We start from the raw sequence: 15679 nt of genomic DNA, 5'->3' as shown, positions 1-15679 counted from the left end.
GTCAATCCGGAGGCGTTGCGGTGTAAGCATTCAGTCGGTGCACTGTGTGTAGTGAAAGCGAGATGACCCGTGACGAGTTGATCGAGCTCTTGGGTGAGCAGGGCGCGCGGATCGCGGCGCTGGGCGAGCAGATTGCGGTGCGAGACCGGCAGATCACAGCGATGGCCGCGCAGATGGCCGAGTTGGCGGAGGTCAACGAGGCGCTGGGCGAGGGACTGGCGAAGCTGGAGCATGCGCTGTCTCGTAACAGCAAGAATTCGTCATCTGCTCCGTCCAAAGACGACGGCCCGGGCAGGACACCGCCTCCGGCGAAGGCGAAACGCGGCGGCGCGGTGAAGCGGAAGGGCAAGCAGCCCGGGGCGCCGGGGGCGAATCTGGCCTGGACCGATCTCCCGGGAGATCACAAGGATCGGTTTCCCGGGGGCGTATGCGAGTGCGGCAGTGACCTGGCCGGGGCACGGGATCTGGGGGTGGTGGATCGCTACCAGCAGCACGAGATCCCCCCCGGTGTCGGTGAAGGTCACCCAGTATGACCAGCACGCGGTGCGCTGCGGCTGCGGCAGGGTGCACACTGCTGCCCGCCCGGAAGGCGTCCGTCCCGGCGCGGTGGGCTACGGCCCCAACCTGCAGGCTTTCGCTGTCTATCTCATGGTCGTGCACTTCATTCCCGTACACCGCCGCGTCGAGCTGTTGGCATCGCTGACCGGCGCCGTGCCCAGCGTGGGTTTCGTGCACGGCGTGCTTACCCGCGCCGCGGGTGTGTTGACCGAGGTCGACAAGCGGATCCGCACCCTGGCCTACGCTGTCTGCTGCGACGAAACTTTGCTGCGAGTGGGGCCGCCAGGGTCCCGGCAAAGTCGGGTTTCAGCATGTCAGGAGCAGTTCTATGGGCCGGTTGAAATCGCGGGCGTGATGTCGGCAGGCGGCGGCGATGTTGGTGTGGCCGGCGAGTCGGAGCAGGCTGATGGCGGTGTTGCGGAGGCTGGCCATCACCTGGGGTGCGTGGCCGGTGCGGATCTGGCTGCGGTCTTCGTCGTAGGTTACGTCGCGGACCCAGTGCAGCCCGTTGTCGGGTAGGACCGGCGGGTTGCCCCTAATAGATAACCCTTGAGTTCCCGGAGAGATGTTCCGTCGTCCGAGTTGCGTGCAGGAGCGTTCGACGTCGTTGAGGGTGTTGGTTTTGGTCATCCTGCTTGGGCCTTATTGATCAGGGTGTCGAGTCGGGCGATGAGTCGTTGGTGTCGTTGGGCTTCGGTGATCCAGCCGCGTTGTTCGGCGTCGCGGGCGAGGGCTTCGGCGTCGACGCGCTGGGCGGCGAGGATGGGCAGGGAGCTGGGTTCGGTGTGGAAGCTGGGGCAGTGCTCGCAGATATTGGCGTAGGGGCAGGCGTGTTGGGCGGGTGCGCGCAGGCAGAATCCGCCGGCCAGGCGGGATTTGAGCAGTGGGGTGTTCTTCCAGTCGGCTCCGCCGGTGATGTCGGCCAGTGGCAGGCTGATCGCGCCGGTGGTGGGGGTACGGGCCTGTTGTTTGGCGAGGTCGAGGGCTCGTTCGTATTCGGCTCGGACGGTGGTGTCGAATAGCCGCCCGTAGCGCAGGCTCATCTCGGCGGAAACATGGCCCAGCAGCGCCATCAATGCTTGGAGTGAGACCCCGGCGTTGACCAGGGCGGTGGCATAGGTCCTGCGGAGCTGGTGCGGAGTGAGGTGGTCAAGTCCCGCAGCCTGAGCAGCGCGGTTGAGTTCGTGACGGACTGCGCTTTGGGACAGTCGCCGGCCGTGGTGGGTGAACAGGAACTGGGCCCGACGCCGATAGCGAGGGTGCGGTATCGGCCGTCCATGGGAGCGGATCTCGGTGATGTGATCGATCAGGCCGAGGACGTCGTCATCGATAGGGACCATCCGCTCTGTTTCCAGTTTCCCGAGCGGGATTTTCAGCCAGTGGCCGTGGCCGTGGCCGTGGCCGGGGACTTGGTGGACGCAGTCGAGTTCGAGGTCGAGCAGTTCCCCGATCCGCAGCCCGCAGGACCCCGCACGACATCTGCCGAGGACGACTCCGCATAGCCGGTCCGCGACAGCTCCGCACGCAACGCGGCCTCATACCGCGCTAACGGCCCATCCACGACACCACGAGTCTGATCCATGACCTTCTCCCGCCTGGAGTGCGACACCCTCCAAACGGGCAAACCCCGAGATCACGACGCCAGATTATGCCGAAAGAACCCGAACAGCCCAACCACCCACCAGGAACTACAGGCACCCGCTCGGCATAACCCGGGAGTCGACATAAGCCGATGACACCGGCGTCCTGCACAGCGGGGTGTTCTCGGAGCACCTGCTCGAATTCGTAGGGAACCGACCCGATAGCCGGAGGATTTGATCACGTCGTCGGTTCTCCCGAGCACCCAGTAGTACCCGTCGGCATCGCGAGTGGCGGAATCCTTCGTGCGGTACCACTCACGGTCGAAGGTCTCGGTTGTGGCCTCGTCAAGTTGCCAGTACCCCAGTGGGTACTGCGGGTTCGACCTGGCACGCAGGCAGATTTCACCTATCTCGCCGACGGCGACCTCTCGGCTGGTGATCTGCGACATCGACAGCCATGTTGTAGCGCTCCGGGACCACCCAGCGGATCCCGTCCCATCCGCCGGGCCAAGCGGGAGTGGCTCCTGGCGTCCAAGCCATATCCGGCACGTGCTGTCCAGCAACATCCATCAGGAGACCCCCGACTTGGTCAGGAAACGCTGCATCTCGCGTTGCGGCTCGCCGGTCTTGTAGGCGGCGGGGTTAGCCGCAGAGCGACTAACCCCGGAACTGGTCGGCGGACTACGCCCGTTGCGCGAACCGGCGACCCCGGACGAAGACGAGAATGACTGATCGGTTGGGCCCTGGGGTTCAGCAACCCCAGGGCCCCAACCAGGTTGCGAAACTTCGGCGCGTTGCCGGATCGGGTGGTCAGGCAGCCGCCTTCCTTCGTCGAACAGACCGAACCTGCGCCAGCCTGGTCGGCCGGCTCGGGCTCATTCAGCCGGGGCTACGTGCAGGTAGGTGCCGCCGTCAAATGTCTCGACGTGGACGGTGCCGCTGTCCAGGCTCGCGACGACACGGGTGGTGACCTCGCCCGCGGCCGGCCCCGGCCGGAGGGTCGCCAGCGCCTCCCAGAGGACCCGCCCGTCGGCGTCCAGCCGTGTCGCGTGGCCGCGGAGCTGCTCGACTGTGGGCGCGATGTCGATGATCCCGGCAGGCCGGTCGGAAACACCCGACCGGATGCCCGCCCCGCCCAGGATCAGGGTCGAGGCCAGGTCGTCGGGGTTGAGCGTGCCGTGATGAGACTTGTGCGCCGCCGGCGGGGAGTGCCACGCGGAGTGTCGGGTGGGATCGGAGCCGGGCGAGGTCCAGGGGTGGGTATAGCTGACCAGGGGGGCGGTGGGCAGGTCGCGGCCGATCCCGTCCCACAGGTCGGCGACGTCGACGACCTTGTCCGGCTTCCCCGGCGTCACGCGCCAGCAGATGACCGCATCGACCCACTCCTGGTCCGCGAGCCAGTCCACGACGTCCTGGGCGTCCTGCGCGTCGAGCGCCGGCGAGGCCGCGAGCTCTTCCTCCAGGGGGAGGATCAGTCCCTCGTCGAGCAACCGGCCGAACCCGCCCCGGCGCAGTTCCTCAGGCACGTCGACGTAGCCGGCCACCGGGGTGTGCCCGTGGTCGGAGGCGACGATCACCGTCGTCGGCCGCGGGTCCTGCGCGATCGCGTCCAGGATCCGGCCGAACCGTCGGTCGTTGCCGGCGATGGCGCTGAGCGCTTGCGGGCTGAGCAGGCCGGCGGCGTGCTGGCTGTGGTCGGGTTCGCAGAGCCACATGACGGTGACGTCGGGCGCGTACTCGGGGAGCACGACGTCCAGCAGCGCGTCGGCGAGCCAGTCGTTGACCGCGGTCGCCGGGACCGGCTTCGCCGGCGGAGGACCCACCCGGGCGGCCACCCGCTCGGGATGGACGTACGCGGGATTGACCATGACGCCGACGTCTTCGGGATCGAGCAGCATCGCCTGCCCGGCCGACCCGGTGGAGAGGACGGCGAACGTGCCGCCGTTGTCCCGGACCGACTCGGCCAGCGACTTCACCCGCATCACCCCGCCGTCATGAAGGGGGCGCAGCGCGTGCAGCGTCTCCCGCTTGCCGGTCAGGTACGGGGTCCGGGCGTCCGTCGGGTTCGGGATCAAGTTGCCGTGGATGCCGTGAGCGCCGGGATGGCACCCGGTGCTGACCGCACCAGACGCGGGACGGGTCAGCGGCGGATAGACGCTCCGAGCCCGGGTGAACGAAGCACCGTCCTGGGCGAACTGCCACAGCCGGGGGCAGTGCTCGATCGTGACGAGGTCGGGCCGCATCCCGTCCCACACGATGACGAGTACGCGAGGCGTTCCGGAAGCCATCGTCGGCGCGCTCATCCGTGTTGCTCCGTGGGTTCGCCGAGCACCGTCCCGATGCGCGGGACGGCGGCCATGAGCTGCCGGGTGTACCAGTGTTCGGGTTCCAAGAAGACCTCCTCAACGGGTCCCTGCTCGACGATCCGGCCGTCCTTGATGACCAGCACGCGGTCGCAGAGATGGTGAATGACGCCGATGTCGTGGGAGATGAACAGAAGCGAGGTGCCGAGCCGGGCCCGGACCTCCGACAACAGGTCCAGGACCTGAGCCTGGATCGACACGTCGAGCGCCGAGACCGGCTCGTCGCAGATGATGATGTCCGGCTCCGGGGCGAGCGCCCGCGCGATCGCGACCCGCTGCCGTTGCCCACCCGACATCGTGCGCGGGTAGCGGTCCAGATACTCCTCACCCAGGCCGACCTGGCGGAGCACCTGCACGACCCGCTCCTGCTGGGCCGCGGTGCCCAGTCCGCTACCGGCCAGGCTCTCCCGGACGATCCGGCCGGCACTGTAGCGCGGGTCGAACGAGCTCAGCGGGTCTTGCGAGATCAGCTGCACCCTGGGCCGGGCCGGGCGCCGGTCCCGCTCGCGCAGGGCCGTCCACGGCTGTCCGGACAGGCGGACCTCGCCGCCGTCGAGTCGGGTCAGGGCCAGGACGAGGCTGGCGCAGGTGCTCTTGCCCGAGCCTGACTCGCCGACCAGCCCGACGATCTCGCCCGCGTGCACCGTGAACGAGACGTCGTGGGCCGCGGTGATCCTCCGCCGCGGGCCGCGGGCCGCGGACCGCGGACGTCGTGAACGTCTTGCGCAGCCCGGCCGCCTCGACGACCGGGGCCGGGTCGTCGCCGACGGGCGTGTAGACGGGCGCTTCCCGGTTGGAGGACAGCATCCGGCCCCGCGACCGCGCCGACGGGATCGCTGCGAGCAGACGGCGGGTGTACTCGTGCCGCGGCGCGCCGAGGACCTCCCGCGGGGTCCCGGTTTCGACCACGACCCCGGCGCGCATGACCAGGATCCGGTCGGCGATCCCGGCGACGACGGCCAGGTCGTGGCTGACCAGCAGCATCGCCGTTCCGGCCGCGAGCCGCTGCTCGAGCAGCGCGATCACCTGAGCCTGCACCGTGACGTCCAGGGCCGTGGTCGGCTCGTCGGCGATGATCAGCTTCGGGTTCGCCGCGATCGCCGAGGCGATCAAGCCGCGCTGCCGCTGACCCCCAGACAGCTCGTACGCCCGCTGTGACGCCCGCAGCTCCGGTTCCGGCACTCCAACTCCAACCTGGGTGAGCAGCTCCACCGCCCGGCGGTGGGCCCGCTCCCCCCGGGCGATGCCGTGTGTGGTGAGCGACTCGGTGATCTCGGCGCCCATCGTGCGCAGCGGGTCGAGCGACACCAACGCGTCCTGGGAGACGAGACCGGCGAGCCGGCCACGGACCGCCCGCCACTGCTTCTCGGAGTACTGACGCACGTCCTGGCCGTCGACCTCGAACCGTTCGGCGTGAACGACCGCGCCCGGTCCGGACAGCCCCACGATCGACCGGGCCGTGACGCTCTTGCCGGACCCCGACTCGCCGACGAGGGCCACGCACTCGCCGCCGCGGATCGAGAGCGACACCCCGTGCACCACCTCGACCGGCGGCCGGCGGCGGCCCGTCGGAAAGCTCACCCGCAGCCCGGCGATCTCGACCAGGTCGCCACGCGCGGTGTTCTCGACAGCTGTGCTCACGACATGCCTCCCATTCGGTGCTGTGCGTGGCGCCCGATGACGGTGAACGCGATGACGGCCAGGGTGAGCGTCAGTCCCGGGAACACGCCGGCCCACCAGGCGATGTGCAGGACGTCGCGGCTCTCGGCGAGCATGACGCCCCACTCAGGGATCGGTGCTTTCGGCCCGAGGCCTAGGAAGCTGAGGCCGGAGGAGGCCATGATGGACAGACCCATGTCGAGCGTCGCCAGCACGGGGATGGTGCGTAGCACGTTGGGCAGGATGTGCCGGAGCACTACGTCGAACCGCCGCCATCCGAACATCACCGAATGGCGAGCGAAGTCGGCGTTGCGGACCACCAGCGCGTCGCTGCGGATGATCCGACCGAAGCGCGGGATGTTGGATAGGCCGACCGCGATAGCGATGTTGAGCGTCCCGGGCCCGGTGAACGTCACGACCAGCAGCGCGAAGAGGATCGTCGGGTATGCCGCGAGAGCGTCGAGCGCGCGGGTGACGACCTCGTCGACGACCCGTCCGGAGAGCGCCGACAGCAGACCGAGAAGAAGGCCGCCGAGCAAGCTGATCGCCATCGCGCCCAGCCCGATGAGCAGCGAGTACCGCGCCCCGTGGATGACCCTCGCAAAGATGTCGCGGCCGAGCCGGTCGGTCCCGAACCAGTACTCGGCCGACGGTGGTTGCAGGGCGTCGGAGATGTGGCTGATGGTCGGCCCGTAGCGGGCGAACACGCCCGGGACGAGGACGATCGCAAGCAGCAGCACGGCGAATCCGGCGGCAATCAGCACCGGCACCGGCGTCGCTCGGAGTGCGGCGGCGAACGGCTGGCGCGGCCCGGTGGGCGGGCCGATCTGTTTGGCGGGGCTCAGGGTGTCAGCCATCGGATCGCCTCGCTCGGGGGTCGACGAGGGTCTGCAGGGCGTCGATGAGCGTGGACGTGGCGATGTAGATGATTGCGATGATCAGTACGACCGCGATGATCACCGGGATGTCCTTGTTGTCCACCGCGGACAGCGCCACTACGCCGAGGCCGGGACGGCCGAAAACCTGCTCGATGAGCACAGACCCGCCGAGCAGGGCCGCGATGATCGAGCCCATCAGGTTGAGAACGGGGACGAGCGCGTGCCGCAGCGCGTGCCGGACGACCACCGGCCCGTGGCCCACCCCGCGCGACCGGACGGTGAGTACGAAGGACGATTCGAGCGTCTGATCGAGGGCCTCGCGCAGCACCTGGCTCAGCAATGCAGCCGGGGCCATAGCCAGCGACAGGCTCGGCAGCACCAAGGCTTCGGGCCCCTGGTCACCTGCGATCGGGAACCAGCCGAACTGGAACGCGAACAGCATCAGGGTGAGGATGCCCACCCAGTAGGTGGGGACCGACACCAGGACGAGCTCGACCGCGGACAGCACCGAGCGCAGCCGGCCCGACCGGCCCGCCGTGGCGATTGCGGCGGAGAAGGCCAGGACGATCGCCACCGCTGCCGCGCAGGAGGCCAGCTCGATCGTCGGCCGGATGTTGGCCGCGAGGACGTCGGCGACCGGCTGCCGTTGTACGTAGGAGGTACCCAGGTCGCCGCGTACCAGCCGGCCCAGGAACTGGAGGTACTGCTCGGGCAGCGGCCTGTCCAGGCCCCACTGCTGGCGGATCGCCGCCCGCAGCGCCGGATCGGACTGGTCGCCGGCCATGATGTCGGCGATGTCGCCCGGCACCGCGTGCAGCGCGGCGAAGGTGACTGTGGCGGTGACCCACAGCGCCGCGACGGCGCCGATCATCCGGCGGACCAGCCGGGCGCCGACGCGGCGCAGCGTGTGGGTGAGTGGTGGGGTGGGCGCTACGGAGACCGCCGACGCGGTATCCGTAGCGCTTGCGGGCACGGTCGGTGGCCCGTTGGGGGTTCGGGTCGCCATCGCCATCAGGACTCGGTCCACACGTCATAGGCCGAGCTCGGAGAGTCGATGCGGGTCTCGAAGCTGAGGCCGTGCACCTTGCGGGTGGCAGCGATCTGATACGTGGGGTTGTACAGCGGCAGGATGTAGCCCTGGTCCATGGCGATCTTCTGGAGCTGTTTGTAGAGCTCGGTCCGCTTCTTGACGTCCGGCGTCGCGGCGGACTGGTCGTTGAGCGCGATGATCTGCGGATCGACCCCGCCGTGCGGGGAGTTGCCGTAGAGCACGCTGCCTGGCCCGACCAGCCTGAAGATCAGGGAGGTGTCGCTGCCCGGCCAGGACGCCGGGTAGGCACCCCAAGCGTTCTCTTTGGCCTTGGCCGTGTACTCGCCGTTGGTGACCAGCTGCAAGTCCAGCTGCAGGCCGATGTTCTGGTGCAGCTCGGCGGCGATCGCGGAGATGAGCTGGTCGCGGTTGTCGGTGAGGCCCGGGGCCGGGAAGATGACCGAGACGCTGAGCCGGGCGCCGTCCTTTGTGCGGTAGCCATCGGCGTCGCGGGCGGTCCAGCCGGCCTCGTCGAGCAGCCTGTTGGCCGCCGGGATGTTGTTACCCTAGGTGCCCTTGAGCTCCTGGTCGGTGAAGGGGTTGTCCGGGGCCAGTGGGGCCCAGGCCCGCTGGGCGGTACCGACGTAGATGCTGGCGATCACGGCGTCGAGAAGCTGGTCGAGGTCGACTTCGGCCGGAACGGGGGTGAGCGTCGTGCCGCAGGGTGAGACGGTGGAAAAGGGCATGGTGCACGGCACTGAGCGCGACGGCGTGGTGTTGTTCCGGCTGGACAGCCCCCGGACCCGCAACGCGCTGGACAGCGGAATGCTGGAGTACCTGGCGCTGGAGATCCGGGACGTCCCGGACGGTGACGGCGTGCGCGGTGTGGTGCTGACTGGGACCGGCCCGGTCTTCTCCTCTGGCGAGGACCTGCGCGAGACCCACACGCTGGTCAAGGAACGCGGCATGGCGGCGCTGTCCCGGCTCTTCGAGGACATCACCGAGGCAGTTCTCGGCTGTCCGGTGCCGTGCGTCGCCGCCCTCAACGGGTGTCGACGGCCGTGTCGGCCAAGACGGCCAACCGAGACGAAACAACCCGCCTCGACATACATCGACACGATCGCCTCGGCGGCGCACTCCACGAATACGCGCCTGCCGAATGACCTGCGCGGACGAGGTTTTCGGCTCACCGAAGCGATCATGACGCAGCGGAAGAGGCATCCCTCATGCCGAAGCACGAACATCCCTTGGAAGCGCTGCTCCGCGGGCGCGACGCGGTGGCGGCGGCCGTGAACCGACAGGCCAGAACCCGCAGCCGTCTCTCCTGTGAGGCGTGTCGGTCAGTACGCACACCCGGGGAGATGAGCTCTGGGCAGGGATCCGTCAGCGTTACGGGCTCACGTCCACAGAAGACCCGACTCCCGCCTCGGGTCGGCATCTTGATATTGGGCGGTACGGTGGGGGCGCGCCCTTGCACCGAACGCGGCAGCCCGGACGGGAGTGGTCCCGTCGGTTTCGTTTCGGGGTTGTTGTCCCGGCCCATCCGGGGGCCGGGGCAGGGATGTCGTTGTGGGATCGTCGCTTTTCGCTGGCTGCCCTGTCTAGAGGAGGCAGCCACATGACCGCACATCTTTCCCGTCCCCGCGCCCTGCCACTGCGGGTGGCCCAAGATCCCCCCAGGCTCCGCTCGGGTCTGGCTCTGCAGTGCTCGCGTCCGACGAGCACGTCCGTGGTGATACAGGCCGGCGGCGACCTAGACTGCCGAACCGCCGCCCGCCTTCATGAGCTGCTAGCGGCCCGGTTGTCCTCGATGGTCGACACGGTCGTGCTGGACCTCTCCGGGCTGAACTTCATCGGTGTAGCGGGGCTGGAGCTGCTGCTGCACTCCCACCGGCAGGCCGACAGCCGCGGTGTCGACCTGCGGCTGGTAACGGGTGCCCACTGCCTGCAGCGGGCGCTGATCGCCGCAGAGCTGACCGAGGCGTTCCGGTGCTATGCCACGCTGGAGCGGGCGCTGGCCACAGTGACTGGACGCGTGCGCGACCTGTACGCCGCCGGCTGAGCATCACGCCCTGCCGATGAGCCGGGCTCGCATGCGCGCGATCGCAGACAAGCGGAGCAGCGTTCGCTTAGGACGTTGCGGGTCGGCGCGGGTCGCCGCCTCGGCACCCAGCGGCCCGTCCCTCGCTTCCGCGACCCCGCTGCTGTGCACGGCGGGCTGGACGCACGGTGGCGACGTTCGTTCCCCTGTGACCCGCCGTACCTCCCGCACTTCGTCGACTGCCGCGCCTGATAGTGATCGCCTCCACGCATTCCTCTTGCGTTTGCTCCCGTCCCGCGCCGGTTACCCGAATACAGCCGACCAAGCAAACCGAGCAAACCGGAGGGCGGCACCGTGAGCACTGCACAAACTGAACGCCAGGAAGCCGCGAGGCTTCCGGATGGGGACGTGGTCCGCGTTCTCCTGGAGCAGCACGCACGCATCCGTGACCTCTTCGCGGAGGTCAAGAACGCACAGGGCGAGCAGAAGCAGAACCGGTTCGACGAGCTGAGGGCTTTGCTGGCCGTCCATGAGACCGCCGAGGAATTGGTCCTGCGGCCTATCGCGAAGAAGACGGCCGGCGAGGCCGAAGCCGAAGCGCGAAACCACGAGGAAGAGGAAGCCAACCACGTACTCGCCGAACTGGAGAAGATGGACGTCAACAGCATGGACTTCGACGCCAAGCTCGCGGATTTCGAACGTTCGGTGATCGACCACGCCGAGCACGAGGAGCGGGAGGAATTTCCCGCCGTGCGCCACGGCTGCCAGCAAGATCAGCTCAACGGCATGGGCAGTCGGCTGCAAACGGTCGAGAAGATGGCCCCGACCCACCCCCACCCCACTGCCGCGGGGTCCCCGATTGCCCAGATGCTCACCGGCCCCTTCGCAGCGATGGTCGACCGCGTCAAGGATGCGATGGGATCCGGTGGCAGATGAGTCAAGGACCGTGAGTGGTTCTGGGTGCGATAGCACCCGAAAACGCTCACGGGCGACTGGGTGTCAAGGGTCGTAGGTTCAAATCCTGTCAGCCCGACGTTGGCGAAAGCCCGCTGACCGGCACGTAAGTGCAGGTCAGCGGGCTTTTTCGGGCACATCACTTCCAAGGGATTTCACGTGTTACCCGCCGCTGGGTAGTGGAGCGCAGCACCCTGAACTCGCCTTCTAAATTGCCAGCTCGCTAATGTAAGTGTGTGCTCCACGCCAGTGGGGGATGGGAGAACGCCGCCACGCGGCTCGGGCTCTGTGGAGCTCAAGCTGGGAGTTTCTGCAGGAGTCGCTCCCGCGCGACAATCAGTCGTTTCTCCAGCTGCATGCAGGCGGATTCCGTTTGTCCCGCCCGAAGCATTTCGACGAACTCCCGGTGGCTTGCTACGGCCACCTCGTGATCAATTAGCCCCGCCGTGATGGCGGCAAGCCGGGCCTCGGTCAGGAGCTGTTTATGCATGGTGACCAGTCTTCGAGATCCGGTCAAACCGACAACTGCGGTATGGCACTGGGCATCGAGTCGAATCTGGGTAGGTCGGTCAGCCGAGGCGAGCGCTGACTGCAGTTCCTCGAGACTTCGATCGAGCACCTGGCGGTCAGGCTGTGCGGCAGTATCGAACGAGCGCGCACCGGCCGACTCAAGATGAAACCGAGCGGTGTAGATGTCGACCAGCTGTTCACGGTCGATGCGGGTGACCGCGTGCGGCAAGCCCCGCCCCTGTCTTTGGACCAGGCCTTCGTTCTGGAGTCGCAGTAGGACCTCGCGGACGGTAGGTCTGGCGAGGCCCAGTGTCTCGCTGATTCGCCCCTCGGGAAGTGGGCTACCAGGAGCCAAAGAGCCATTGATGATCTCACTGCGAAGCTGCTCGACGGCCTGGTCTACCAAGCTCGTCTGCTTCAGTTTCGTTGCCGGTCGCATCACTCACCGATACTAGCCTAGTTCCCTAGTTAGCCGGGGTGTTGTTCCTCGCCGATAGTGCTGGTGTCGAACCTCGAGGTCCTGTGCGCCGGTGTAGGACAGCTGGCCGTCATCGAGGACGATGCTCCGGGTTCAGTGCCTCCGTTCGAGCGATCTTCTGCTGCCCGAATAGCTCTCGTCGCTATGCCGTCCGGGTTGGCTAGGCGCGAGGTGAAGCAACTGCACGGCCGTGTTGCGAAGACGGGCTGACTGGTGCGGCAGTCCAGGCGGCGCTGCTGCGGACTGGGCGAAGTCGGCAAGAATGAACTTGCCTAGTAACTAGACAACTAGGTTGCCTGCGCTTATGGTCATGGGCGTGTCTCGGGCTTGCTGATGAAGCCGTCCAGACCGCACAAGTTGTGCAGCCGGGTGTTCGCCCGCTGGCGCACTCGCGCCGGCTGACCGCCTGGTGCCCCGCTAACCAGTCGAAAGGCACAACGTGAGTGACTCGACCGAGGTAGCCAACACCCCGCTCTGGGGTCCGGTGACCTCGCTAGCCCTGCAGAATTCGCCGCACACCGGGCTTCGCCTGCGCGATCTGCCGGAATTCCTCCGTGCGTTCGCCGATGTAAAGCTGGCTGCGGTCCGCGCGAACCGCGACCTGGGTGTGCTGGACGCGGTTCGCGCCGAGGTCATCGCCGAGGCGGCGGGCGAGGTCGCCCGCGGCGACTTGCTGGATCAGTTTCCGTTGCGAGTGGTCGCCACCGGCGGAGGCACCTCGACCAACATGAATGTCAACGAAGTACTGGCCTCGCGGGCATCTCGGCTGCTTCCGCCCGACGTGCGGCTAACGGTTCATCCAAACGACCATGTGAATCGCTCCCAATCCACGAACGACGTCTACCCGACCGCCACAAAGGTGCTTCTCGTGCGACAGGCCATCGAGGTTGCATCTGTCCTGCGGAAACTCGCTCGCAGTTACAGACGTCAAGCAGAGCAGCACGAAGGAGTGCGGCGTTTGGGGCGCACCGGCTGGCAGGACGCGGTCCTCGTCCCGGTGTCGGAGACCCACCGGGCCCACGCTGTGGCGGCAGAGCGATTCGCGGACCAGTTCGACGTGGCGGCACAGACATTGCAGGCTGTCCAGCTCGGCGGGACCGCCCTAGGAACTGGAGTTGGCGCCCCAGCTGGTTTCGCTCGCCTAGCTGTGGAGCATTTGACCGAGATCACGGGCATACCGCTGCGGCCGAGCGCGAGCCCTGTCGATGCTTACGCGCACGCTGACGGATACTCCCTGCTGGCTGACACCGCAGCCCGCTGCGCCGGCATCCTGTTCAAGCAGAGCCAGGACTTCCTAATTCTGAGCTCGGGTCCGAACGGGGGCTTGTCGGAGGTGATCCTGCCGAAGCTCCAGCCTGGGTCGTCGATCATGCCGGGCAAGGTCAATCCAGTCGTGCCGAGCATGGTGGGGCAGGCCAGTTTCTCGATCCGCGCGGCTGCTGTGGCCGTGGGCATGGCGGTCGCCGCAGGCGAGCCGGACTTCAACGCGAACGGCCCAGCTGTCGTCGCGAACTTGTCCCCAGCGCTCAACGAATTGGCCGCCGTGGTGCCTGTCTTCGCCGACCGATGCATCGACAGCCTCCACTGGAATCGGGCCCGGCTCGCCGAGCTGGCGGCACATCCGTTCGATTCCTTGATCGAGCAGGCAGAGAAGGACGGCTACGATGCGGTGGCCGGCCGCTCCGCATAGCAACTTCTTCCACTGCAATTCGCACGTTCTCTGGAGTGCAGCTCGCAGGGGCTGTACCCGTGAACCTTGCTTTCGAGCAGGGGACCAGTCGTAGCTCGCGGCCTTCCGGGGCAGCGGAGCACGCATGCTGAAGCAGCTCGAATCGCAGTTCGTGCCTGAAACTCTATTTTCGCCCGGCTGTGGTTCCCTCACGAAATCCTGATCAAATGAAAAAGTTGCAAAGACGCAGCGCCGTCGTCAAGACCAGGATGAATTTCCTATTTCGCGTGATCAGCGCGATCGAGCGGGTAGGAAACAAGCTACCGAACCCGTTCTGGCTCTTTTGGATCATGGCTGGGATCCTGGGTGTAGTCAGTTTCGTACTGGCGCTGCTCAGGGTATCCGTCACGCTGCCGAACTCCGGTAAAATTGTCGAGGTCAAGAATCTTTTATCGATTGAGGGGATCGGTTTTGCTGCGGAGTCTGCGCTAGACAACTTCGCTGAATTCCCTCCGGTTCCACTTGTTGTCGCAATGATCCTCGGCGTGAGCATCGCGGAGGCCAGCGGTCTCATGACAGCGCTTCTCAGGGTCACTGTGATTCGCCTACCGGGCCGGTGGGTGACATTCGCGATCGCGTTCGCCTCCATGATCTCGCACGTCATGGGCGACTCCGCTTACATGGTGATGATCCCGCTCGGGGCTCTGGCCTTCCGTGCAGTGGGACGCAGTCCTGTACTCGGGGTTCTCGTTGCATTCGTTTCAGTCTCTGCGGCGTTCAATGCGAGCCCATTGGTCACACCGTCTGCAGCGATCCGGGCCACGCTGACAACTGCAGCTGCGCAGACCGTCGATCCGAGTGTCGTGGTCACCCCCGTTGCGACGTACTTCTACGCTGCGGTCGCGTCCTTGTTCTTGTCGATCGTCATCACGCTGGTAGTCGAGCTCGTTCTGGCGAAGCGACCCGAGTTCGGTCAATGGCCGTCGACGGATGAGGCGGTTGCGGCTGCGGGAAACGGCAGCGCAACTGGCACGGTTGCCCACGTCGAGACTAAGGATGAGCTGACCCAGTCGGATGTTCGTCTCACGACGTTGGAACGACGTGGGCTTGGGTGGGCCGGCGCAGCGTCGCTGATCTACGTCGCGGTGGTATTGACGCTCTTGCTGATTCCGGGTTCTTCACTGATCGGCAAGGGCGGCAGCATCGTGCAGTCCGTTGTGGTGGTGGACATCGCCGTCTTCATCGGCCTGCTGTTTGCCGTTGTGGGGTTTGTATACGGCCGGGTAACGGGAAGTATCTCCTCGCTTGGAGCGCTTCCAAAAATTATGGCGGACGGGATCATTCCTATCGCTCCGGTGCTTGTTCTATTCTTTGCCGCCTCACAGTTCCTGGCCTATTTCGACTGGACTGGAATCGGCTCGGTGGTCACGGTTGAGGGCGCAGATCTCCTAAAGAAGCTAAACGCCCCACATCTGATTGTTCTTGTCGTCATTATCTTCGCGATCGCCGTTCTAAATATGGTCATTTCCAGTGGTACCGCAATGTGGGCCATTCTTGCGCCGATTCTGGTGCCGATGATGATGTACATCGACCTCCGGCCTGAGGCGACGCTTGCAGCGTTTATGATCGGAGACTCGGCGACCGGGCCAGTAACGCCGATGAACGCGTACTTCGTGCTCGCTCTAGGTTATGTTCAGAGATATAAGAAGGATGCGGGAATTGGCACTGTGATGTCCTTCGCTATACCACTTTCGTTCGCCATCCTTCTGTGTTGGGGTGCGCTGTTCGTGATTTGGTACCTGGCCGGTGTCCCGTTAGGGCCGGGGGGCTACCTCTATTGAGCAGAGGGGGAGCTGGCTGTCGCCCCACTGGTAAGTGCGTATGTGAGCGGCAGATCGCACACTTTGTGGCCCGTTTCAGCAGATCCGTCCACTCCCGTGCGTTGTCGGCTTGCTTCGT

At 66.4% G+C, this 15679-nt stretch carries 15 protein-coding genes and 2 pseudogenes; 7 read left to right on the top strand and 10 right to left on the bottom strand.

Translation table 11 applies throughout. The annotated features are described in order from the left end of the window. Nucleotides 1–62 precede the first annotated feature (62 nt). Nucleotides 63–533, top strand: a complete 471-nt coding sequence (locus tag DL519_RS15125) for a DUF6444 domain-containing protein (RefSeq protein ID WP_190815686.1) — start codon at nucleotides 63–65, stop codon at nucleotides 531–533. Then, nucleotides 514–1077, top strand: coding sequence for a transposase (locus tag DL519_RS15120; protein ID WP_190815684.1), 564 nt, complete (start codon nucleotides 514–516; stop codon nucleotides 1075–1077). Before DL519_RS15125 ends, DL519_RS15120 begins: the two co-directional genes overlap by 20 nt. Before the next feature lie 107 nt (nucleotides 1078–1184). On the opposite strand, the gene DL519_RS15115 is transcribed toward DL519_RS15120, so the two are convergent. The 8 genes and pseudogenes from DL519_RS15115 to DL519_RS15080 form a co-directional block, all read right to left on the bottom strand. After that, complete coding sequence (locus DL519_RS15115; RefSeq protein ID WP_263399810.1) at nucleotides 1185–2000, bottom strand: tyrosine-type recombinase/integrase; 816 nt, start codon at nucleotides 1998–2000, stop codon at nucleotides 1185–1187. 1013 nt (nucleotides 2001–3013) lie between these two features. Then, the gene (locus tag DL519_RS15105; protein ID WP_190815681.1) at nucleotides 3014–4441 is read right to left on the bottom strand and encodes an alkaline phosphatase family protein; all 1428 of its coding nucleotides are present in this window, start codon (nucleotides 4439–4441) and stop codon (nucleotides 3014–3016) included. Beyond that, the gene (locus tag DL519_RS46460) at nucleotides 4438–5145 is read right to left on the bottom strand and encodes an ABC transporter ATP-binding protein (protein WP_263399646.1); all 708 of its coding nucleotides are present in this window, start codon (nucleotides 5143–5145) and stop codon (nucleotides 4438–4440) included. Before DL519_RS46460 ends, DL519_RS15105 begins: the two co-directional genes overlap by 4 nt. Before the next feature lie 469 nt (nucleotides 5146–5614). Beyond that, nucleotides 5615–6001, bottom strand: a pseudogene (locus DL519_RS46455) (ATP-binding cassette domain-containing protein); the annotation flags it as partial. Between the two features lie 137 nt (nucleotides 6002–6138). Continuing rightward, nucleotides 6139–7017: an ABC transporter permease gene (locus DL519_RS15095; protein ID WP_190815679.1), complete on the bottom strand. Its 879-nt coding sequence runs from the start codon at nucleotides 7015–7017 to the stop codon at nucleotides 6139–6141. Beyond that, nucleotides 7010–8050, bottom strand: coding sequence for an ABC transporter permease (locus tag DL519_RS15090; protein ID WP_190815677.1), 1041 nt, complete (start codon nucleotides 8048–8050; stop codon nucleotides 7010–7012). The genes DL519_RS15095 and DL519_RS15090 overlap by 8 nt, the downstream gene beginning before the upstream one ends. Continuing rightward, nucleotides 8050–8607, bottom strand: coding sequence for a periplasmic substrate-binding domain-containing protein (locus DL519_RS15085; RefSeq protein ID WP_263399809.1), 558 nt, complete (start codon nucleotides 8605–8607; stop codon nucleotides 8050–8052). The genes DL519_RS15090 and DL519_RS15085 overlap by 1 nt, the downstream gene beginning before the upstream one ends. A 27-nt stretch (nucleotides 8608–8634) precedes the next feature. Continuing rightward, nucleotides 8635–8814, bottom strand: a complete 180-nt coding sequence (locus DL519_RS15080; RefSeq protein WP_190815675.1) for a hypothetical protein — start codon at nucleotides 8812–8814, stop codon at nucleotides 8635–8637. On the opposite strand from DL519_RS15080, the gene DL519_RS15075 reads away from it, so the two are divergent. The 3 genes from DL519_RS15075 (at nucleotide 8813) to DL519_RS15065 (ending at nucleotide 11045) form a co-directional block, all read left to right on the top strand. After that, the gene (locus tag DL519_RS15075) at nucleotides 8813–9361 is read left to right on the top strand and encodes an enoyl-CoA hydratase/isomerase family protein (protein WP_190815673.1); all 549 of its coding nucleotides are present in this window, start codon (nucleotides 8813–8815) and stop codon (nucleotides 9359–9361) included. The two genes, DL519_RS15080 and DL519_RS15075, sit on opposite strands and share 2 nt — an antisense overlap. Nucleotides 9362–9797: 436 nt before the next feature. Continuing rightward, nucleotides 9798–10130: an STAS domain-containing protein gene (locus DL519_RS15070; RefSeq protein ID WP_190815671.1), complete on the top strand. Its 333-nt coding sequence runs from the start codon at nucleotides 9798–9800 to the stop codon at nucleotides 10128–10130. A gap of 333 nt (nucleotides 10131–10463) precedes the next feature. Next, nucleotides 10464–11045, top strand: coding sequence for a hemerythrin domain-containing protein (locus tag DL519_RS15065; RefSeq protein ID WP_190815669.1), 582 nt, complete (start codon nucleotides 10464–10466; stop codon nucleotides 11043–11045). 313 nt (nucleotides 11046–11358) lie between these two features. Here the strand turns inward: DL519_RS15065 and DL519_RS15060 are convergent, their stop codons facing one another. Together DL519_RS15060 and DL519_RS49965 are read right to left on the bottom strand one after the other, a co-directional pair. After that, the gene (locus DL519_RS15060; RefSeq protein WP_223840290.1) at nucleotides 11359–11802 is read right to left on the bottom strand and encodes an FCD domain-containing protein; all 444 of its coding nucleotides are present in this window, start codon (nucleotides 11800–11802) and stop codon (nucleotides 11359–11361) included. A gap of 15 nt (nucleotides 11803–11817) precedes the next feature. After that, nucleotides 11818–12012, bottom strand: a pseudogene (locus DL519_RS49965) (GntR family transcriptional regulator); the annotation flags it as partial. A 478-nt stretch (nucleotides 12013–12490) separates the two neighbouring features. On the opposite strand from DL519_RS49965, the gene DL519_RS15055 reads away from it, so the two are divergent. After that, the gene (locus DL519_RS15055) at nucleotides 12491–13741 is read left to right on the top strand and encodes a lyase family protein (RefSeq protein ID WP_190815665.1); all 1251 of its coding nucleotides are present in this window, start codon (nucleotides 12491–12493) and stop codon (nucleotides 13739–13741) included. 206 nt (nucleotides 13742–13947) lie between these two features. Further along, complete coding sequence (locus DL519_RS15050) at nucleotides 13948–15561, top strand: AbgT family transporter (RefSeq protein WP_190815663.1); 1614 nt, start codon at nucleotides 13948–13950, stop codon at nucleotides 15559–15561. The last annotated feature ends 118 nt before the right edge of the window (nucleotides 15562–15679 follow it).

Origin of the sequence: Saccharopolyspora pogona (assembly GCF_014697215.1) — a bacterium.
Lineage (GTDB): Bacteria > Actinomycetota > Actinomycetes > Mycobacteriales > Pseudonocardiaceae > Saccharopolyspora > Saccharopolyspora hattusasensis.
Note: the sequence above shows the minus strand (reverse complement) of the source record. Positions and strands in the feature narration are given on the sequence as shown.

Excerpts from the sequence above, each read along its gene's own strand:
- DL519_RS15050 (WP_190815663.1), top strand. The coding sequence starts at position 13,948 with ATGAAAAAGTTGCAAAGACGCAGCGCCGTCGTCAAGACCAGGATGAAT.
- DL519_RS15125 (WP_190815686.1), top strand. The coding sequence starts at position 63 with ATGACCCGTGACGAGTTGATCGAGCTCTTGGGTGAGCAGGGCGCGCGG.
- DL519_RS15080 (WP_190815675.1), bottom strand. The coding sequence starts at position 8,814 with ATGCCCTTTTCCACCGTCTCACCCTGCGGCACGACGCTCACCCCCGTT.
- DL519_RS15095 (WP_190815679.1), bottom strand. The coding sequence starts at position 7,017 with ATGGCTGACACCCTGAGCCCCGCCAAACAGATCGGCCCGCCCACCGGG.
- DL519_RS15090 (WP_190815677.1), bottom strand. The coding sequence starts at position 8,050 with ATGGCGATGGCGACCCGAACCCCCAACGGGCCACCGACCGTGCCCGCA.
- DL519_RS15105 (WP_190815681.1), bottom strand. The coding sequence starts at position 4,441 with ATGAGCGCGCCGACGATGGCTTCCGGAACGCCTCGCGTACTCGTCATC.
- DL519_RS15075 (WP_190815673.1), top strand. The coding sequence starts at position 8,813 with ATGGTGCACGGCACTGAGCGCGACGGCGTGGTGTTGTTCCGGCTGGAC.